This is a genomic window from Bremerella sp. TYQ1, from assembly GCF_020150455.1.
Taxonomy (GTDB): Bacteria; Planctomycetota; Planctomycetia; order Pirellulales; family Pirellulaceae; genus Bremerella; species Bremerella volcania_A.
Genome location: NZ_CP083740.1, coordinates 3804600 through 3825450 on the forward strand (window position 1 = coordinate 3804600; position 20851 = coordinate 3825450).

Consider the following 20851-nt stretch of genomic DNA (forward strand, 5'->3'; position numbering starts at 1 on the left):
TGCGTATCTAGCTTTTTCCGAGCGAGGCTTTGAACCAGGTTTTCACTTGGTCCTTCGTGCTCCAAATGCCGTGGCGAATGAGCCCGAAGGTGGTATTCGGAACGATGCGTAACGTCTCGCAAGCCGATGGCTCGGCTCGCCAATGAGCTTTGTAGGGTTCGTCGCCACGCAGGAAGTCGACTGCCGTTTTGCCTTCTTCAATCGCCCGGCGAATGACGGCAATCTGCATCAAGCTGCCTGGCTCGTCGGATAGACGATCGGGATCGATGCCGGCTTGATAGGCGTATGCGATAGTTTCGCTGGGAAAATGAATCTCGGCGGCGACCGGACTTCCATCCAGTTCAAGCCACAGGATCTCGCATTGGCCGTTCTCCATCATCTCGCGCGAGGCTTCGTGCAGAAACTTCGTAAAGCGGTCTGAAGCAAAGCAACCTGGCTGATCGAGCGATTGCCGGCGTCGCATGTGTAAGTCGATCAGAATGGGCATCGCTTCGTCGAGCGTGTCGGCATCGCGACAAACTTTCAGCTGGCAACGATCGGTATCGAGCACGCGGCTGATGTGTCGACGAATTTGCTTGCGATGCGACTTCGACTGCTGCATCTCGAAGTCGTACCATGAATCTGGCAACTGCAGTCGCCAACAATTCTGAGCAGGCAGACGGCGAACCATCGCATGACAATGTGTCAGGCGTTCGCTCAGCGAAGACGCGTTCCGAGCATCTTGCGGCAGGCTATCCCACTCCATCGCATCCCACGCATCGGAAGTGGTCAGCGCCTCTTGCAGCCAATCGACGAGAAGCGGCATCACCCGCTGCGTTTCTTGCGGATCGACAAGGATATCGAGATAGTCACTACAGACATCGCCATCGCCCAGAAAACGGATCGTACGGCCGCCGGAAGTCAGCGGCGTGCAGTACCAAGGAGCAAGTCCGATGAGGCGTTCTTCATCAAAGATGCTGAGGACGTACAGCTGACGATCGGCGCCGTAGTGGTTCCACCACGACATCATCCATTCGTAGCTGCGAAATGGCACACCTTCGGCCAACGCATTCCAGGCTGGGCGAAGCTGGGCAATCGATTGTGGGTCGGAAAATCGTTCGACGTGCATGTGCTTTTGTGGGGACGAAGCCATGAAACTGTCTGGCATTTGTGTACTAACAAACGCGTACCACTGGTAAATGGTCTCTCAAACATTCGCCACCGCTTAGTAAATGCAAACGAACTTGGATCGGTTTGTGCGGGATGCTCCCCCTGTTTTCGGCTGCCGTGTCGTTTCTGCCTCAAGTGTTGCTTTTTCGCCACATACGTTGCGTAGATACCACCGCGGCACGCCATGCTGTCTTGCATAGCAAATCGACGTTAAGTCATCTGCGCGTCGGCATTTAACGGAGCTTTATCACGTACGACGTGCAGTTTGGCATTCCCTTTGCCATTTAGTCCTTACGAATCGGGGTTGTGGGAAGCAGGACCTCCGGCCGAATGGCTGCGTCTTGCTTCCCGCACCTTTTTTATTGCCCCTGCCTGAACGACTTCTTCTGCGAGACTAGCAACCAATGGGGAGCCTTGCCGACGTTCTTTTCGCTCTCGTCCATTATCGCCTGCGTTGGATCTTGCCAGCCGCTGCGATCGCATGTGCTGCGTTGATTTATGCCACGCTGAAACCCAGTAGCTGGGAAGCCACGCAAGCCATCGTCCTGCGCGACGAAGCGGTGAGCAGCCTCGGCCGACCAGGGCAGTTTTCTGGCGTTGAAGAAATGAAGCATGCCCAGGAAACGGTCCTGCAGTTGGCCCGATCGCGTGAGGTAGTGCAGTCGGCACTGAAAAGCTTAGGTCCCCCGGAAAACAGTTGGTCGACCGCTGCGTGGCCCAGCAAAGAAGACATTGCCGCCGCACGCGAAACGATCGGTGTGCATTCTCCTAGTGGTACCGAATTCGGCACGACCGAAATGCTATATATCCGCGTCGAAGCCGACTCCCCGGAACGAGCTCGACAATTGAATGAACTGATCTGCGCCGGTCTCGATCGGCAGCTGGGCAAGATGCGAAACGATCGCGCGGAGAGTCTTGTCGCGGAACTGGCACACCGCGAACGCCAAGCGGCTAAAGCGCTGAATCGTGTTACCCAAAGGCTTTCCGCCATGGAAGAGAAAGTCGGAACCGATCTGGCTGAGCTGCGCATTTTGAACGAAGTTGGCTCCGGCAATGGGAATCTTCGTGAGCAAATGGTGCAGATCAAAAACGAGCTCCGCACCGCCATGGCCGATCAACAAAGCTCGCAGAGACTTTTAGAGATCTTGGAAACGGCTCAGGAAAACACGAGTGAATTGATTGCCACGCCGAATCAATTGTTGGAATCGCAGCCTTCGTTAAAGCGTCTGAAAGATGGCCTGATTGACGCTCAGCTTCAGTCGGCGAAGCTGGAGGGAACACGTACTGAAAACCACCCAAGCGTCGTCGCGGCAAGACATTCTGAAACAGAGATCCGCGAGCATTTGCACCAGGAAATTGCCGTAGCCATCCGCAGCTTGAATGCCGACCGTAGTGTTAACGAAAGCCGCATGATTCAGCTGCAAACAATGCTGAACGATGTCAGCGAGCGAATGACGAAACTTGCTTCGCTACGAGCAGGCTATAACAACGTCGTAGCGGAAGTGCGTGAGAAGAATGAGAAGCTGACGCGTATTCGCACCGATTTGGCCGATGCGAATTCGTCGGTCGAAGCGGCCACGACGACCAGTTTGATCACGCAAGTCAGTGGTACCGAAGTGAGCGATTACCCTGTCGGTCCTTCCCGAAAAGCCATCGTTGCCGCCGGCGTGCTCGGCGGCGTGGCCGTGGGGCTAGGGATTCTCTTTCTGACGGTACCCTCGCTGTCGGCATCATCGGCACAATCAGCACAACCGGCAACCTCCAGCACGAATGACGCAACGGGAGATCAATCGGCGGCCCCTGATGCAGGGCATGGCCTATCTTTGAAGGAAGCTTTATTCCACTTGGCTCACCGGAGCCCTTCCCCGAACTAGTTCCCGTTTTCAAACTTTCGCCGCTCGGCACGATTGAAAACGGCTCGCTGAAGACGTTTTCATGACCGCCATTGTTGCCATCTTTGCTCTTGTTGGATTGGTTTGGGGAACCATTCTGGCCACGCGCGGCAACTTGCTGTTGGCATGTGTTGGTTTACTCGTCGCGACATCGACGTTCGGCGTTTACTTTCTGCAGTTTGATCTCGGCGGGATCACGCTTTCGATCGATCGCCTGGCAATTGTGGGCTTGGTGGCGGCCTTCGTTGTGCAGTGGAAGATGGGCAAAGTCGAGCTGCGTCCTTGGATGACGCTTGATACGGTAATCGCCCTATTCTTCGGCGTGCTTTTCTTCAATACCTTTACGCATGACTACCGCGACATCGCCCCCGGGCAAGTTCCGCCGGTTCAGCACTTGATTAACGGTTACCTGATTCCGCTGGCTGTGTATGTCGTTGCGAGAAATCTGAAATATGACGAACAACAGATCGACTGGTTCCTGATGGCGATGACCGCCTTTGGGGTTTACCTGGCGGTGATTGGCGTGCTGGAAGGGCTGGGCCTTTATGGCTTGGTATTCCCTCGGTACATTGCCGATCCGCAACTAGGGCTGCACTTTGGCCGTGCTCGAGGACCGATGGTGCAATCGGTCAGCTACGGGGTTTATTTGTGCGGCTGTTTGCTGACGACATGCCTGCTGTGGACGCGCGCGTCGCAGAAGTGGAAGTGGTTTGTCTTCAGCTTGATTCCCCTCTTCCTTGCCGCGATCTTCTTTACCAAAACACGAACGGTTTGGGCCGGCTGCGGCTTGAGCTTGATGGCTGGGATCTTCCTGACGATGCGCGGCAAAGCTCGAACCGTTTTGATCGGCGGCATGGTCGTTTGTGGCATGCTGGCGGTGGTGGCCAAGTCTGATGCCATCATGGGACTGAAGCGAGAAGGCTCTGTTCAAGACACACGACGGTCAGTCAGCATGCGTGCAAGTTTCACCTACGTTTCGTGGGAAATGTTTCTCGACCGACCGATCCTGGGGCATGGCTTCAGTCAGTTTAAGAAGGCCAAGCTGCCGTATCTTTCCAATCGCAACGTCGACTTAGTGCTCGAATCGATCCGCGATTACGACCACCACAACACATTCCTCAGTGTGCTGTGCGATCTTGGCCTGCTGGGTTTCATTCCGTTTATCACGATGTACGGAATGTGGCTGCACAATGCCTGGCGACAAGCACGTGGCGACTCGCCACCATGGGCGAAAGCAGTCGGCACGCTGGGCGTTGGCGTCGTGCTAATTGCGTTCTGCCAGATGATCGGCCATGAAATCACCTTCATGCCGTACGACCATTTGCTGATTTTTCTTGTGGCTGGCATGAATGCCGCGTTGGCATACGACTTTGGATTGTTGCCTCGTTCCCGACACACTGCTTCCACTTCCAACCCCTGGCAGCCACAAGCCGCCGCGCGAGGTTAACCATCATGAAACCTGAACGCATTGAAATGTTTGGCATCGAGATTGACGCCCTGCGGATGAGCGGCGCCGTTGATCGCTTGATGACATGGCTGCATGCCGAGTCGAGTTCGACATGTAAGTTTGTCGTTACGCCCAATGTCGATCATACGGTGATCCTCCAAACGAGTGCTCCCCTGCGGGAAGCTTACGAAGATGCCAACCTGGTTTTGGCCGATGGCTGGCCGGTGGTGTTGGCTTCACGGCTGTTCGGTAAATCGCTTCCTGAACGCGTTACCGGTAGCGACTTAATCCCGGCGTTGTTCAATGCGGCCAGCGGTGCTGCTCCGCTGAAAGTGTTTCTGCTGGGAGCTGCCCCTGGCGTTGCCCAGCGTGCGGCGGTGAACGTGCATCGGCAATTCCCCAATGTGCAGATCGTGGGAACCTATAGCCCGCCGCTTGGCTTCGAGAACGACGCTACCGAAAATCAAAAGATCATGGAACGGATTGCCGACGCCGAGCCACAGCTGCTTGTGATCGGCCTCGGGGCCCCCAAGCAAGAGCTGTGGATCCATCAACATCGGCATGAAGTGGCTGCCAAAGTGGCTGTCTGTGCCGGGGCAACGATCGACTTCCTGGCTGGCGAAAAAAGTCGTGCTCCAAAGTGGATGCAGCGTACCGGGTTGGAATGGGCCTACCGAATTGGCACCGATCCCAAACGGCTGGCCAAGCGTTACGCGAAGGATGCTGTCGTGTTTCCACGCATCTTGTGGAACGAATGGACCAAGCCTGGTCTGCGTCGCCCCGACTTTTCCAAATAGCACGTCCCCTCTATAGTTGCGGCAGGGAAGTCGTTTCGTCGTCGCGTACCACCCCACGTGGTAGGCCGATTCAAGAGGAAGGTTTTACGTGCGTCGCGCACTTGTTCTCGTTGTCGATGGCTGGGGAGCCGGGTTTCTCGGTTGCTATGGAAATTCGTGGCTCGATACGCCGGCGCTCGATCATTGGGCGTGTCAGTCGGTGCTGTTCGAGCAATGCGTGTCGGAATGCCCCGATCCGTTGACCCTGTATCCGCACCTGTTTGGCGGTTCGCATCCCGTGGGTGCCATCCAGCCGGGCGGATTGATGAGTGCGCTTGCCGACGCCGAAATCCCTGTCCATTTGCTTTCGGACGATCCGCGTCTGGCCGAACTTCGCGACACGACTCCTTTGGCTTCGGTCGAGACGTTTCCCGAAGTTGCGGAAGTAGCGGCAAGCTCGCCGGAAGAAACAACCCTGGCTCGTTTCGCGAGCGTGCTTTTGGATTGGCTGGAAGAGCCTGCCCGGGAAGAAGTGATCTGGGCTCATGCCCGCGGCATGCTAGGCCCCTGGGATGCCCCCTACAGTTTTCGGCAAGATCTAGCCGACGAAGAAGATCCCGCCCCGCCGGAGATCGTTCAGCCTCCGTTTGAACGAGAAAATCGAGAATTCGATTCCGATCATATCCTGGGAATCACTCAGGCGTATGCCGGCCAGGTAACGGTTCTCGATATGCTGCTCGGCGAACTATTAGCCACCATCGAAGAGCTTCCCGAAGAGGAACAACCGCTGGTCGTGCTGACATCCACCGGAGGCTACCCCCTGGGGCTCCATGGACAGATTGGCCGCGACGACGAATCGACCGTCCGGCTTTACAGCGACACGCTGCATGTCCCGCTGATGATTCGCCAGCCCGGCGCCAAAGAGGGACTCACACGCTGCCAAGGGATCGCACGGCTTGGCGATATTTTACCGACCATCGTCGAAACGTTCGGCCTACAGAACGCGTCAGAGGAAGGCTTGAATCTGCTGACTGTTCGGTTAGGAGAATCACGCGAGTTTGTACTCTCCGGGTTCGCCGATCAGCGTTGTTTTCGATCGAAACACTGGAGCTTGCGATATCATCTTCCCGACTTGGAAACGCCGCTGGAAGAGATCGACACGTTTCAAATCGCGACAGAGTTGTTCGTCAAACCAGACGATCGCTGGGAAGTCAACAATGTGGCCGATCGCTGTAAGAACATCGCCGAGGTCGGTCTGAACACGGCTTTGGCGATCGAGAAAGCGTATCGCGATGGCTCGCCGCTGCCGGAGATCCCCGACGAATTGAAAGAGGCGGTGTAGTCGTCTACTGGAAGCGAGGCAACCGCGGCGTGTAACTGCGGAACGTTTCGAGCCAGGTCTTCGGAGCCGGTTCTTCCTTGGCAGCTTTCTTTTGTGCCAGGTTCGCCGCACGCGTTTGCTCGAGCTTCTCAGCCAATGCTGGAGCAATCGGTACATGCTCTTCCAGGAACTTCACCCAATAGCTGTTCAGCAAGCGATGGCAATCTCCTACGTCAGCTTGCTGGTATTTGGCATATGCCAGCGTTACGAGCTTGTTGAGTTGAGCGATTTCATTATCGCGGAACGCCACGTCGTAAACTTCGATCCGATCGACAAGTACGTTGCCGTCTCCCATCATATCGAAGCCAACTTTCGCGTAGTCGAGCTCCGGCGGCAAGTCGAGCACAGGATAAGCGAACTCGCTCCATTCGGCTTGCAATGGAAACGGAGTGCCCGAGCCGACAGAGACTGGGCGATAAACGTTTTGCCCGCCAATGTAACCATCGAGCACAATTCGCAGGTTCGGCTGAATGGCCCGATTGTCGTTCATCAGATGCATCTTCAGCAGCATCCGACGACTCTTGGGAATCTCGATCTCTTCGCTGCGAGCCCAAACCACCGGGCCGTTACTTTGAAGTCGAAGTGACTGAAGACCTTCGTAGACTTTTACTTTTTCCAAACCGATGGCAGTTTCGGCCTGGCTACTGGTTGTCCATCCGGGGATCTCTCCGCCGTTGGAAGGCTGCTCGAAGTTTCCGTTGGCCAGGATCGCCACCGGTGGCATCGAACGAATGCTTCGTAGCCGCAATGCCAACGCATCCAACTCGTCACGCATCGTTCGCATGACGCCGGTTGGCAAGTAAACCTTGGCACCGGTGATTGCCACGTCGTAAACGTTTACCTTGCAGGCAATCAAGCCGTAGGCAGGAATCGAGATACTCCACTGCCCTTCCCCTTTCGGTTGCGGGCCGCGTGAAATCTGACTGGAAGCCAACGGTGTGATCGTCCCATCGCTCGGCAATTGAGCCGTCAGCGTGGCGTTTAAATCCCACGGCGTAGGGTTCACGAAGTAAAGCGTTGTTTCCGATCCAGTCGTCAGCTTACGTATTACGAGGGGCTGCGATTGCGGCACATTCAAGCGGTGATAATTACCACGCGGCAACATCTTGTAGACGGTCAGGAATTCGTGCAGGGCTTCGTCCTGCCCCATCGGCACCATCCAGCCACCGTAGAAGATGCTGAGATCATCTTCTAAAGCGAGGTGTTCGACGAGCGGCTTTCGGACTTCCGCGCCGCTGCCGGCAAACTGCGAGGCGATCCAAGTAAAGTTGCCGTCGCGCCCAAACGGCTTGGCCTGATCGAACCCGGCCACATGCATTGTGTCGGGCACATGAAAGTGAAGCACTCCACGATTGTCTTCGTCGGAGTATGAAACCTCTTCTTCCCGAGCGGCTTGATAGTGGGCATACCACTGAGCCCGCTTTTCGTTTCCTTGGGGACGAACGAAGTTGGTTTCCAGCAACGCAATGTTCGGATGAGCTTTGTACCGCCGAGCATCGATCCCCAGTTCCAACAAAACGTCGGTCGTCGTCACCGTGCGAGGCAGCTCAGGAGTCAGGCGAGTTTTCGCATGCGGCCCATGAAAACAGCCGGAGGTATTCAGGTACAGCACCGCATTGGAATTCGCACTGCGGAGGATCGTCGCCAATCGGGAATGAAGCTGGAACATTCGCTCGCCGCGCCATTGCAGCCAGGCTTCTTTCTGCTGGGTGTATACCCATTCAGCACGCACTTTGACATCGGGCGGCAAGTTCGCGAAGATCTGCTGCTGAACGGCCGGCAATGTCTGAGCGAACAATAGCAGCGTGTTCTCGTCCATGCCCCACTGCGGGCCAGGCAACAACGCATAGCCATCGCTGTCGAGATTTAACGAAATACCTGCGAACGATGGATGATGGCCGTAACGCGAGATGAAGTCGAGCACCAAGTCGCTGATGGACTGCTGCACGTCTTCGTTCAATGGATTGTAATAGGCACCTTCGCCAACCGTGTTCCCAAGCTGGTCCATCGCCGGTTGGCCAAGCAGATTCAGCGGAGCGGCATAGTTCGGATTTGCGGAACGAATGCGGGCCTCTTCCAATCGCGCCAGTGGAGCATTGAGTTCCATCGAAGGAATCAATCGTAAATTAGCACGATCGAACTGCCGGAACAGCAGCTCGGCAACATCTTTCTTAAAAGGATCGCGGCCGTCATCGAAGAACAAGCCTTTATCGAACTTCGGCGTCGAACGAAAATGGGGACTAGGGTACAGAGCCCCGCCCTCGCTCATCACGCTGATGCATGCCGCATTGAAACCAACACGCTTCATGTGCTCGACAACGCGGTTACTTCCTTCCAGGAACGTCACCCAATCTTCCAGCGAGCGATTGGATGCAACGTTCAAATCCTCCGGTGAACCAAAGCCCTTGGCAAACAGAGGCTTATCCCAGAATGCAATCGCCAAACGATCGTCGTCGCGGGGACGAGTCGCCGGTGATTCTTCCTCTTCCGCTCCTGGCATCTTCGGGCGACCAGCCAACACGCTAATACGACCGAAGGTGGATGGATTGGTTTCATCTCGGCATGTCAGAAGCAACATCGGGGTGTTGGTTCGGGGCCAGAAGACAAGTCGGTGCTTCGCTTCACCGGGTTTGACGCCCGGCTGCGGGGGCGAGACTTCCACGCCGGAATCGATACCAATCGGCGTGATCATGCCGGCCGCGTCTGGCTCGACAATACTGACCCCCATGCTCTGTGGCAGATCGGTCGGATATTCCACTTCGACAACCAGCGGAGCCCCGATTGCCTCGATCGGCAAGGGGTAAGCATGCCAACCGCCCGGCTGTAGCTGCTGCCATTTGCGGTCGTTGTGTTCGATCGTCTTGGTTTGACTGTTGTGCAGCTCGGACGTTTTCGACTTCATCCAAGGATTGTAAGACGCCAGCTTGGAAAGCTTCGGCCACCAGTCGGCGGCGGTCGGATCGAACGACGCCAGCGAGCGAGGCTCTTCCTGACTCGGAGCGTACTGCAGCTGCGGATCGATGACGACAAATTGCAGAACCCGCTGATGGGTCGGTTTCGAGGCAAACACCAGGCTCGAAAGACGCTGCTCGGTCATGGTGATAACCAACTCGTAGACGCCTTCCTCGGCGGGCATCTCCACTTCGATCGCTTCCCCGAGCGCGAGATTGCCGTTGCCATCGACCGTGGCGGTCAATTTCTTTTCCCAGATACTCCGACCGGTACGAGCCGGACGAACGCGGACCCAGGTTTCGACCGTTGTGTTGGGGGGAAATTGCGTCTGATACCCGGTAATGGTCGTTCGCAACGATTCTTCCGGCGAAAAGACGAGGTGATCCCGATTGAGTTCGGTCCGAATGACATCAGTCGGAGCCCGCTGAATGAGAATTCGCGAGCCTTGTTCGTCGAGCGCGGCCTGATAGGGCTGCTGCATCAACGTCGCTATCGGAATCGAGATTGTCTTCGCTTTCTCGGTGGGGTTGCCACTGAGATGAATGGTCAACTGGGCGGCGGCTGGCGCATCGACTTGAATGTCGAAGCCATCGTAAATCCGCGGAGTGAGATGATTGATCTCGACACGCCCTTGAGCAGGCAGGACCGCGCGGGCTTCATCCGCTTCCATTCCCAGCAAATTAAGCAGCTGAATTTTGCCGGCGTTCAACGAGATGGTTCCGCGCCAACGCTTTTCGACCGATCCTCCCCAAGCGACTCGCAGCGTACTGCGGATTGTTTGGGTTGGGGTGTCTGTCTGGGCGTTGCTGATCGCAGGCAGAAGCAGCACAAGCGTCAGCGCACATAGCGAGACACACCGCACTGCGAACTTCCTTTTCGCGGTTCGGAGCAGTCTGTTAATGCGCTGTCGGCCGGGACTTCCCTGTACCAGTCGTGCCAGCATGAGGCTGCGTTTCTCAGAGGAACGGAATAACGTGCCCTGATTGGACAATGGCCGCGGATTATAGACAGAGAACGGAAACCACTGCCAGAGCGAAAATAGGGGCAGAGTGCTTGCAATCAGCCTGATTGCCGTAGAACGTCGGCGAGAGCGCCGGGTGGTTGAGAAATAGGGTAAAGGAGAGAAACTCTCCAATACCCAGTTCTGGAGAATTCTCGTGCGTTACTTCTCAACCACCCGTGATCCGCGCTTCTCGCTATGGCGACCGCCGAGAACAGGATACTCGGCGGGATCGCCCGGGAGGGTGACTTGGAGGGCGTCTGGCTTACCACCGGCGGCGGCTAGTGATAAGTTCAGACGCTGTTTAGCTTTCGGTCGCTGCCGATTCAGGAGCAGTCGTACGTCGTCGGCGACGTTTTGGCTTGTTGGTGCTCCATTCTTTCGTCAATGTTTCGAACACTTCAGGCGATTCGTAACGGATGATGGTCTTGCCTTCCGGCATAGGACCGATCAGACCGCGGAAAACGGGCATGCCTCGCAATGCCAGATCGGTACTGCTGTCTTCCGTACCAACTTGGGAGTGCATCTTCAAAAGGGGTTCTGCCGAGTCATAGTCCTTGATACGGATCTCGCCGTTGGCGCCTCGGGTCACCACGCGGAAGGTGTCTTTCTTTGCCATGTCTTTCCGATGCCTCCTCAATTCCAATTGGCTACATTGCCTTTGCACAGGAAGGTATCGGCGAGAGTGCTAGCGAAGACAAACCTTTTTCTGGTGCGAAGTTACATCACGCTCGACAGGCACAGCACGAACAGCCGGCATATCGCGCAGTTTCGGAAGAGTAGATTTTTCCGAAGCGGTTTGAATGGGCGATCGAGACCCGTTTTTGTGAGATTTCCCGGGTTAGTGTGTCGTAATCCAACCAAAAACCCCTAAATAAAACTACATCGCACCCCGCAACCACACTCAGGGTTACTGTGTTTTGTTATTGTGCATTTTTAAATATGTTTATACACTGATACATAACGGCGATCATCACCCCGGCAAACACGCCTTAATGACGTTCGCCCCTTTTCCTTGTCCACGCTGAAGCAGTTTCTCTTTTCTATCTCAGGCTTCCCGTGGTCTCTTCTGGCTTCTTTTCATTTCTCATTCAAATCTCCGGAGACTGTTTTCATGCAAAAGAAACCTGGCTTCACGCTTGTCGAGCTTTTAGTGGTGATCGCAATTATTGGCGTCCTGATCGCGTTGCTACTGCCGGCCGTGCAACAAGCACGAGAAGCAGCTCGCCGGATGCAATGCACCAATCAGCAAAAGCAATTGGGACTAGCGATCCACAACTATCACGATACGTTCGGTAGTTTTCCGCCGGCCGCGATTTGGCTCGGATCAGGTTCCACCGCTCCCGAGAATGGACGTGATGCCAGCTGGGGGGCGACGTGGGCATTGATGATTCTGCCCTTTATCGAACAGAACAATCTGCACGCCCAGTACAACTTCGGAGCCGTGGCTCGAAGCGGTGGTGCCTCGAGCGGCAATAATCAAGTGACTCGGGAAAAGCCGGAAGCGTTCCTTTGCCCTAGTCATCCCGAAGTAACCGGCCGCTTGACGCAAGACTTCAACGGCTTTGCCAAAGTTAACTATGCCGTCAGCCTTGGAGCGGCTCGACAGTGGCGACGTTCCGACTTCAACAATAACGCTCGTAAGGGTGCGTTCAGCTGTGTAGAGCAATATGGAGCAAGCTTCCGTGATATCACAGACGGCACGTCGAACTCCGTGATGCTCAGCGAGATCTTCAACGTCAGCTCCGGTGGTGACGACCGTGGTGCCTGGGGCTGGAATACTGGGGCAACGTTCAATGGACGCAACGGCTCGAACATTTTGACGCCTAACGACAACCAGCAGTACGACTCGTCGCACTACTCGTTTAACTCGACGTCGCAAACCATCTATGGCATGAACAGCAATCCCGACACGCTGGACGGATGTGTCGCTGCTCGAAGCTTCCACCCTGGCGGCGTCATCATGTGCCTGGGGGATGCAAGCTGCCAGTTCGTGTCGGAAACGATCGACGAAACCGTTTACGTGAACGCCCTGGCCATCGCCGACGGCAACCCCACTCAGCTGCCATAACCAGTGCCGCTTTGGCAATACCCTTGAACCGATAAAAGCCCATTTGAACTGCTCGGGCAGCAAATGGGCTTTCTTTGTTGGCCTATTATCTTTCCGACCAAGTACGCGGTAACGACCATGACGCATTCACATAACTTGTTTCTCGTTGTCCTTTGTCTCTCGTTGTTTGCCGGATGCATGCCTGGCCCGGCGAGCCAAGGTGGCGGCACGTCAGATGGAGAGTTTGGCCAGGCAACGAAAGACTTGGTAGAAACCTTTCTGACAAAAGCAGAGAAAGCTCCTTCCCGTGCGCAAGGGGAATTAGCATTGCTGCTTGAGTCGCTCGAAGGGAGTGCCGAACGTAGCGAAGCATTCGCCAAAGTGCGCGATGAAGCCAAGAAGCTGCAAGAGCTTCTGCAATCAAATGCCGGCAAAGAGGAAGTCAAAGCCCAAATGACCTCGCTCCGCTCTGCTGCCGGCGAATTGCCAACGACATCTAGTTAACGTCGCAGGTTGCCCATCGGCGTCAGGGATGTCGTTCCGATGCGTGGCGGATCGTTCTGCAGATTCGAGACGCCTCCGATCGAGCCACGCGACGCGACGCTCGCTGCCGGTTGCGTCGGTGGTGCAATCGCAATACGCGTGACTTGTTCGCGTTCGACCATCTTCAGCGTCGTGACCGGACGCGAAACGGTGCGTTCCGCGGGGACCAGTTCACGACGAGTGACAGGGGTGCGAACCGTTTCGGTTCGTTGCTCCCAGTGCGTTCGCGGAACATAGCGGTACGCAATGCGTGGCGGGGCGAACACATTCAGCGTGAACGGTGTGTACGCTTCCCAGCGATACTCGGTCACAGGAGCGAGATAGGCTCGCTGCGACTCTTGAATATCGGTCGTCAGACGTTCCTGATAGAACTTCTCGGTGTGCGTTTGATAGGTCGTTTCCGAAACAGGTACTTTGACCTTTTGGACGACCTCTTTATAGGTCGTGCCGTTTTCATTGACGAAACGGTTCTCTTGAGCCAAAAGTGGTTGAGCGGTCCCGAAAAGCAGCATTCCCAGGACAAGTCCGCGGCAGCGCATCCTGCGTTCCCCCAAGCGTCCAAATCGATCGTAGAAATGAGTTGGCCATTCGCATCCTTGCGAACTGCCAATCAGTAAGAGACATCGCCGGAAGTTCGCAGCTTACCGCGTTTCCCAGCTTCTCCTAGTAACCGTTTCGGCACGTGGTTTCACACCAGTTCACACAAATTGCCACGCTAGCGTTGCCATCGTATCGCCTGGAAACGAGGATCGATTGGCTTCGATGAATCTAAGTCACGCAAACGCCGCGGGTTCGTCGTCATCGACTCGGAATCAGGCGTGCTTTCATCCAGCAACGCTTGTGCGAAAATTTCTGTTGCCAGCTTGTGCCGACAAGGGGAAGTGGTAGCCTGAACTGCCGATTCAATCCCCCTCGGAAAGGCACCCTCGATGTCGGAAAAGACGATCTTCAAGCGCATTATCGACAAAGAAATCCCTGCGGACATCGTTTACGAAGATGACCAATGTCTCGCGTTCAAGGACATCGCCCCCAAGGCCCCCACGCACGTGCTGATTATCCCCAAGAAGGAGATCGCCACGGTTGATGACGTTGCTGACGAAGACGCCGCACTGATCGGCCATATGTGGATCGTCATTCGCAACCTGGCTCGAGAGCTGGGCCTGGAAGAAGGCTACCGTGTGATCGTCAACTGCAAAGAAGCTGGCGGACAAGAGGTGCCGCACTTGCATTATCACTTACTCGGCGGACGCAAAATGACCTGGCCGCCGGGTTAACGAGTTCTCTTTGAGTAAACCATCCGCAAGAACGCAAAACGGCCGCTCAGGTTGCCCCGAGCGGCCGCTTCGATCACGTGTGGATTGGTAATGGAACGTTAGCGGTAAAGCGACGTTCCGCCGGGCAGGTAGAACGTAGGAGCACTCTTACCTCCCGTCGAGATCGGCATGGCATCGATCTGACGAATCTCGCGACGTTCTTGAGGCACCGACGTGGTGCGTGGTTCGGTTTCGTCCGAAGCCAATCGGCCTCCGTTGGAATAGAAACCGCCGCTTACGCCAGGCTCACGCGGAGTGATGTCTTCCTGATGTCCAACTGGCATGATCGGCCCCGTCAAAGGAGACGGACGATCTTGTTGTCCTTGGGCCGAAGCGACTTCGTTGCCGTGCGATTGTGGGCTTTGACCACGAACGACAGCGACGCCATTGTTTGGCTGCTGATTGGAAACCAGCTGCGTCGGGGAGTATTCGTTGATCATCCCTTCGTTCGAGCCGTCGCGAACCCAATCGAGCCAGGCAACTTGCAAGCTGCTGAGGCTTGGATGTCCGTAAAACTTGTTGGTGGTCGCCGTCCAATTGTTGGTTCGCATCCCTTCACCCACATACTGCACGTACTTCTGCTTGCCCCCTTGGGCGATCAGAAAACGAGCCAACGAGTAGCCTTGGGCGTACAGCGGCAGGATATCGGCCGGGTACTCTTTCATGGCGAACATCTGGTTGAACGCAATGCCGCGGTCGCTCTTGAGAAAGCGGTACAGCAGCGTGGTGTTCTTATTCTTTTCCGACGAATGTTCGACCGTCGTGCAGGCGCCTTCGTCTGCCCAGCGAGGGAGCGGACAACCAAAGTGCGTTGCGAAAATAGTGTGCAGAATTTCGTGTGGCAAGACGCTATCGAGGATTCGATCGCGTGGGCCAAAGATCTCCATGGTCCAGTTGAACGGGACGCGTTGATGGAAAGCGAAGCTGGTTTGTCCGCCGGCACCACCACCGACTCGAACCGAAATGGGACATGGCTGCGACCAAGGAGGCAGTTCGCGTCCGAGCCATTCCATGGCTAAGTCGCGGCGATAGACTTCGGCAAGTTCGAGAACTTGTTTCGCCAGTTGCGGGTCTTGAGCGGTAACCAGGAAGTTGGTTCCACGAACACTGGCAGCAGAAGCGACCGTCAAAAGGACAGTCCAGACGCACAACGTCACCAAAGCGTGACGCATCACGCGAGCATCCATGCTCATATAGCAGGCTCCAGGCAAATAGGTTCCCAACCACTCCGTCACATCATGCGGTGGACTGGCGGCAACATGTTCAGGCTCTGCTGTCGTGCCTCCCGTGGGTTGTTGGGGTCATCGGAGCACAGACAGCCCTTTTCGATACGCTTCCCGGCGTCAATCCGTTCAGCCATGTGAGAGGCGTATCGCCGACTTGTAAAGTTTTCAAAGGCTAACCAAACGGACGCCCTGTTCCTAGATCAAATTCCCGCAAAATCGACGCTAGCAGCCCATTTTGACTCAAGCCGAAGCTGTAAAGTGTTGCGACGGCGGAAGATGATGAAGGACTATTTCTTCTTGGTGATCTTCAAAACCAGCAGTAAAAGGACTGCAATCACCAACGCAGGAGGGATCACAAAGACACCGATGATCACGAGTAAAACCAGTAATTCCTGGATACCAATTCCCATCATCGGTCGTGAAACCCTTGTAGTTACTTCTTTCCGTCCAGCATCGGAATTCGGAACAGCTTCGATGGCGTGTGGGCCTCTTTCATTGCTGCTTCCGCTTTTGCGACAACATCCGGGTGATCGGCAGCGACATCTTTCGATTCGCTCGGATCACTCTTCAGATTGTACAGTTCCAGCTTGCCGGCCCCGGGGACTTTCGGCCGCATCATGTTCTGACGAATCGCTTTCCAGTCTCCCATTCGGACGGCCTGCTGGCCACCATAACCGCTGAATTCCCAGTACAGATACTCGGGAGCTTTCTGCTCTTTGCCCAATAGCGTCGGCAAGATACTCGTGCCATCGATACCAGCAGGTGCCTTCAAGCCGGCAATCTCGGCGAACGTCGGCATCAAGTCATAAAACGCGGCCGGATGGTCGGTTGTCGTATCTGGCTTCACGTGCCCTGGCCATTTCACGATCAATGGAACGCGGATGCCCCCTTCGTACAAACTTCCTTTCAAACCGCGGAAGTTGGCCGACGATTCGAAGAAGTCCGAATCGCTTCCACCGAGGCGATCGTACGTTGGGCCATTGTCCGAGCTGAACATTACGACGGTGTTGTCGGTCAGCCCCTTTGCTTCGATCGCGTCCAGGATAGCACCGATGTCACGATCCATGTGCGAAATCATCGCCGCGTACCCGGCGTGCGGTTTGGGGTGCTTCAGATAGCCATGATGCTTGTGAGGCGTTTCCGGCATGTCGGCATATTGCTCGAGATCGTCGTTGGGAACCTGAATCGAAAGATGCGGCACCGCAAACGGCAAGTACAGGAAAAACGGCTTGTCGGCATTGGCATCGATGAATTCAATCGCCACGTCGCGGAACTGGCTCTGCGAATAGGTTTCGCCATGCAATGTACGATCGTTGCCTGGCTGGATTTCCTTTTCACGATTACGCCACAAGTACTTCGGATAGTGGTTGTGGGCATGACGCTGACAGTTAAAACCGTAGAACAAGTCGAAGCCTTGCTTGTTGGGATCGCCTGTCGAACCGAAGTGCCCCAGGCCCCACTTACCGATAGCGGCGGTCGCGTAGCCTTTGGCTTTCAGCATTTCAGCAATGGTGACTTCTTCGTCCGGGATAGGGTTTTGGCCAGGGAACTCGGCGCCGAGGGCCTTCGTTTCGGGCAGCATCTCGCCAGGATCACCGTTGTTGCGAACATAAGCGTGCCCACCATGCTTGCCGGTCAGAAGGACACAGCGAGACGGAGCACACACCGCATTGCCGCAATAAAAGTCGGTGAATCGCATGCCCTCTTGGGCCAGTTGGTCCAGGTGGGGCGTCTTAATCTTCTGCTGTCCGTAGCTGCCCAGTTCAGAGTAGCCGAGATCGTCGGCAAGAATGAAAACAATGTTCGGAGCACGATCAGCCGCTTCCGCAGCGGAGAACACTCCGACCAATAACAAAGAGGCAGTTAAACAGAGAGAAGCAAAACGGCAAGTTCGAGACATTCGATCAGGCTCCGGTCCAACGGTGCGTCGCGGCTAGATATCGAGGGAAATCACAGTATGAACCGCATGCTTCCACGCGTCAACGCAAAGAGGTCGCACGCATGGAATGTCACGGGAACTATGCCTCTGAAAATAGAGCTTCTCACCGGCAGTGCAACTAAAAACGTGGGGCATTCCCCAAAATGAACCTTTGAACCCCTCGGCCGTTTTTGTGTTTTTTCGGCATGACATCGGTCGAATCGTTCGTTGAAGCGTCGACGAGCGGGGGAGATACTGAAGGGCTGACTCGCTTGACGCGATCTTTCACCAACCAATCGATCTGCCAGAAAATTGGTGCCTCGCTATGAACCGACTTTGCTCGATCCCCTTCTTTTCGATCGTCCTGCTCGCGATCGCCACAAGCACGACTGCGGCAGCGGAACCGGGGCGACCGAACGTTTTGTTCATCGCCATGGACGACTTGAATGACTGGATCGGATGCCTGGGAGGCCATCCTCAAACGATTACGCCGAACTTGGATCGCTTGGCGAAATCAGGCGTGCTGTTCACCAACGCGCACTGCGCAGCCCCGGCATGTAACCCATCGCGAATCGCGATCTTCTCAGGCATCGCACCCAATGTTTCTGGTGTTTACGCGAACGACCAAGTGTTACGCGAAGTCTTGCCGGATGCCGAGCTGCTTCCCAAGACGTTCTCGAACAACGGATACCTCGCGACTGGATCGGGGAAGATGCTGCATTACATCATCGATGCGCAGTCATGGGATGACTATTACCCGGAACCCGCGTCCGAGATGCCGATTCCAGAAACGCTTTATCCTGACAAGCGTCCATTGAATCTGCCTCGCGGAGGTCCATGGCAATATGTCGAAACCGATTGGGGCGCCCTGCAAGCTACCGACGAAGAGTTCGGCGGAGACTATCTCGTTAGCCAATACGTTGCCGAGCAACTCGCGAAGCAACACGACAAACCGTTCTTTCTGGCGTGTGGCATCTACCGTCCGCATGAACCATGGTTCGTTCCCGAGAAATACTTCGAGCCCTTTCCACTCGAGTCGATTCAGCTTCCACCAGGATATAAAGCCGACGACTTAAACGACTTGCCAGCAGAAGGCCAGCGGCGAGCACGCAATCGTTACTTCGCGCACATTCAAAAGCATGGCCAGTGGAAGAAAGCAATTCAGTCTTATCTGGCGTCGATCCACTTCGCCGATGCCATGCTCGGACGCGTACTCGACGCGCTGGATAACAGCGAGTATGCCGACAACACGATCGTTGTTCTGTGGTCGGATCATGGCTGGCACTTGGGCGAAAAAGAGCATTGGCAGAAGTACACCGCCTGGCGTGCGTGTACCCGAGTTCCGCTGATGATTCGTGTGCCAAAGCATTGTCCCGGCCTTCCAGAAGGAACTTCGCCGACCGTCTGCGATCAACCTGTCAATCTGTTAAGTCTCGCCCCGACGCTGCTTGATCTATGCCAATTGCCGCCCAACGAAGCACACGACGCTCCAAGCCTCAAGCCACTTCTCGAGAGCAGCGACGCCGCATGGCCGCATGTTTCGGTAACGCATCTTGAGAGGCCAGGCAATATTGGCCTTAGCGATCGTCATTGGCGGTATGTTCGGTATGCTAACGGCGAAGAAGAACTGTACGACACGCAAGCCGATCCATACGAGTGGAACAATCTTGCAGGCAATAAATCGCACGCCGATAAGCTTGCCGAACTGCGAGTCAAAGCCCCAACCAAGTTCGCCGAAAAGCCAGCCCCGAGTGTCGAGTCGCTCGTCAAACTGAAGTGGGTTCCACTGGGCAGTCAATCGTCACCAGCGTCTCGACCCGATGGTTCGACGTTCCCCGTCTTCTTTACCAACCAAACCGAATCGCCAGTGAAGCTTTACTGGATCGACCAGCAAGGCAAAGCGAAGTTCTACCAAGAGATCGCACCGACAAAGACGTTCACTCAGAAGACTCGCCCCGGCGCGGTGTGGCAAATCTCTTCCCTCCAAGATCAACCGTTGGGCTATTTCAAAGTCGACGATCGATCGGCTGAGGCAATCATTCCCGAGAAACCGTAGGCGGGATCATTTCAGCAGGAACGTTGCAATTCCTGGGACGCGGCTTTCCCAATCGTCCGGAAAATGATGCCCGCCGGGATGGGTCTGACTTTCAAACATCCATTTGGCTTTGCCACATTCCCTCGCCCAGATACGGACCAGCGGTGCGTGCGGCTCTTCGTCGCCATGAATGATCACCACACGCGCCGCCCCCTTCTCGGGATCGAGCCCTGGACGTGCGAGCTGATTGATGAGACTTCCCCCCGGCGATAACGCGACGCAGCCGGCGTAAAGATCGGGATGGGCCTGGGTGACCAGCATCGAATGGAGTGCCCCTTGCGAGAATCCCAGCAAGTAGACTTTGTTCAAATCGATCACGCCATGAAACAGTTCTGACTGAACGATCGCTTGCAGGTCCTCGTGCGTCGGCTCGCTCGAATCGTTCGACCACTGGTAATAGCTGCCATGCGTCGGCACGCTGCCAGGAACAACCACCGCGACAAACCCTTGCTGGGCCCACAAGCGTGCCTCGTCCAGATAGTTCAAATGACTATCGCCGTAGCCATGCAGCATCAAGATGATCGGCCAACCTTCCGGCGGCTTATCGGTTTCAGGACGAACGGCGATCGGCTGCCCAACATGGGCCGGCGCGGAAATAATGTACCGCGTACGAATGGTCGCCAAGGCATCGCCAAAGTCGCTTCGCCGACGAATCTTGCCAAGCTCGTCGTCGTTGACCGCGGTCGGGAAGTCATCGAAGCCACGCTGGATCGCTTGCTGAAACGCGTCGACTGCTTCCTCATGTTTTCCGGCAAGCTCGTAGTTACAAGCGAGCTGATACATCGGATAGGCGAAGTCGAGATCGGCATTCGCCGCACGAAGATACATTTGCTCGGCGTCGTCGAACAGCGCGAGCTCTTTCATCACGTCCGCTTTTTGCAGAAACTGTTCGGCCTCTTTGCGGGTCTCGGTTGGCGTTGGCTTTTCCCAGTTATTCAACCAAACGACCGGACGAGGTTGAAATCGCGGAATCGAGACATCAACCGTCGGACCACAACCGATGGCGAGGACAAAACATCCCCACACCATCAACGGGCGGATGTTAATCATGGCAATTGCAGGTGGGATTGGGAAAAGGAATCTGGGCTAGGAACCTAAGTCTACCGAAT

Annotated in this window: 16 protein-coding genes; 8 read left to right on the top strand and 8 right to left on the bottom strand. The window is 55.6% G+C overall.

Annotation, left to right across the window (positions count from 1 at the left end):
• Positions 1-7: 7 nt before the first annotated feature.
• Positions 8-1132 carry a GNAT family N-acetyltransferase gene (locus LA756_RS15130; protein WP_224435556.1) on the bottom strand — a complete coding sequence of 375 codons (1125 nt, stop codon included), beginning with the start codon at positions 1130-1132 and terminating at the stop codon, positions 8-10.
• A gap of 421 nt (positions 1133-1553) precedes the next feature.
• Here LA756_RS15130 and LA756_RS15135 point away from each other — a divergent pair, with 421 nt between their 5' ends.
• From LA756_RS15135 to LA756_RS15150, 4 genes are all read left to right on the top strand, one after another.
• Positions 1554-3023, top strand: a complete 1470-nt coding sequence (locus tag LA756_RS15135; protein WP_224435557.1) for a hypothetical protein — start codon at positions 1554-1556, stop codon at positions 3021-3023.
• Positions 3024-3084: 61 nt separating this feature from the next.
• Positions 3085-4488: an O-antigen ligase gene (locus LA756_RS15140; RefSeq protein ID WP_224435558.1), complete on the top strand. Its 1404-nt coding sequence runs from the start codon at positions 3085-3087 to the stop codon at positions 4486-4488.
• Positions 4489-4493: 5 nt separating this feature from the next.
• Complete coding sequence (locus LA756_RS15145; RefSeq protein WP_224435559.1) at positions 4494-5285, top strand: WecB/TagA/CpsF family glycosyltransferase; 792 nt, start codon at positions 4494-4496, stop codon at positions 5283-5285.
• Between the two features lie 88 nt (positions 5286-5373).
• Positions 5374-6606 carry a sulfatase-like hydrolase/transferase gene (locus LA756_RS15150; protein ID WP_224435560.1) on the top strand — a complete coding sequence of 411 codons (1233 nt, stop codon included), beginning with the start codon at positions 5374-5376 and terminating at the stop codon, positions 6604-6606.
• Positions 6607-6610: 4 nt separating this feature from the next.
• Here the strand turns inward: LA756_RS15150 and LA756_RS15155 are convergent, their stop codons facing one another.
• Together LA756_RS15155 and LA756_RS15160 are read right to left on the bottom strand one after the other, a co-directional pair.
• Positions 6611-10459, bottom strand: a complete 3849-nt coding sequence (locus tag LA756_RS15155) for a family 10 glycosylhydrolase (RefSeq protein ID WP_224435561.1) — start codon at positions 10457-10459, stop codon at positions 6611-6613.
• A gap of 442 nt (positions 10460-10901) precedes the next feature.
• Positions 10902-11216, bottom strand: a complete 315-nt coding sequence (locus LA756_RS15160) for a hypothetical protein (RefSeq protein ID WP_224435562.1) — start codon at positions 11214-11216, stop codon at positions 10902-10904.
• Positions 11217-11711: 495 nt separating this feature from the next.
• On the opposite strand from LA756_RS15160, the gene LA756_RS15165 reads away from it, so the two are divergent.
• Positions 11712-12668 carry a DUF1559 domain-containing protein gene (locus tag LA756_RS15165; protein ID WP_224435563.1) on the top strand — a complete coding sequence of 319 codons (957 nt, stop codon included), beginning with the start codon at positions 11712-11714 and terminating at the stop codon, positions 12666-12668.
• 117 nt (positions 12669-12785) lie between these two features.
• Positions 12786-13151, top strand: a complete 366-nt coding sequence (locus LA756_RS15170; RefSeq protein WP_224435564.1) for a hypothetical protein — start codon at positions 12786-12788, stop codon at positions 13149-13151.
• On the opposite strand, the gene LA756_RS15175 is transcribed toward LA756_RS15170, so the two are convergent.
• Positions 13148-13729, bottom strand: a complete 582-nt coding sequence (locus LA756_RS15175; protein WP_224435565.1) for a hypothetical protein — start codon at positions 13727-13729, stop codon at positions 13148-13150. The two genes, LA756_RS15170 and LA756_RS15175, sit on opposite strands and share 4 nt — an antisense overlap.
• Positions 13730-14119: 390 nt before the next feature.
• Between LA756_RS15175 and LA756_RS15180 the strand changes: the two genes are divergently transcribed.
• Positions 14120-14464 (top strand): histidine triad nucleotide-binding protein, encoded by a 345-nt coding sequence (locus LA756_RS15180; RefSeq protein WP_224435566.1) that lies wholly within the window; start codon positions 14120-14122, stop codon positions 14462-14464.
• A gap of 98 nt (positions 14465-14562) precedes the next feature.
• Here the strand turns inward: LA756_RS15180 and LA756_RS15185 are convergent, their stop codons facing one another.
• The 3 genes from LA756_RS15185 to LA756_RS15190 form a co-directional block, all read right to left on the bottom strand.
• Positions 14563-15696 carry a hypothetical protein gene (locus tag LA756_RS15185; RefSeq protein WP_224435567.1) on the bottom strand — a complete coding sequence of 378 codons (1134 nt, stop codon included), beginning with the start codon at positions 15694-15696 and terminating at the stop codon, positions 14563-14565.
• Positions 15697-16016: 320 nt separating this feature from the next.
• Positions 16017-16142 (bottom strand): hypothetical protein, encoded by a 126-nt coding sequence (locus tag LA756_RS27185; RefSeq protein ID WP_261362037.1) that lies wholly within the window; start codon positions 16140-16142, stop codon positions 16017-16019.
• Positions 16143-16162: 20 nt separating this feature from the next.
• On the bottom strand, positions 16163-17629 hold the full coding sequence (locus LA756_RS15190; protein ID WP_224435568.1) for an arylsulfatase: 1467 nt from the start codon (positions 17627-17629) through the stop codon (positions 16163-16165).
• 451 nt (positions 17630-18080) lie between these two features.
• On the opposite strand from LA756_RS15190, the gene LA756_RS15195 reads away from it, so the two are divergent.
• Positions 18081-19703 carry a sulfatase-like hydrolase/transferase gene (locus LA756_RS15195; protein ID WP_261362117.1) on the top strand — a complete coding sequence of 541 codons (1623 nt, stop codon included), beginning with the start codon at positions 18081-18083 and terminating at the stop codon, positions 19701-19703.
• 6 nt (positions 19704-19709) lie between these two features.
• Here the strand turns inward: LA756_RS15195 and LA756_RS15200 are convergent, their stop codons facing one another.
• Positions 19710-20792, bottom strand: a complete 1083-nt coding sequence (locus LA756_RS15200) for a hypothetical protein (RefSeq protein WP_224435570.1) — start codon at positions 20790-20792, stop codon at positions 19710-19712.
• Between the last annotated feature and the right edge of the window lie 59 nt (positions 20793-20851).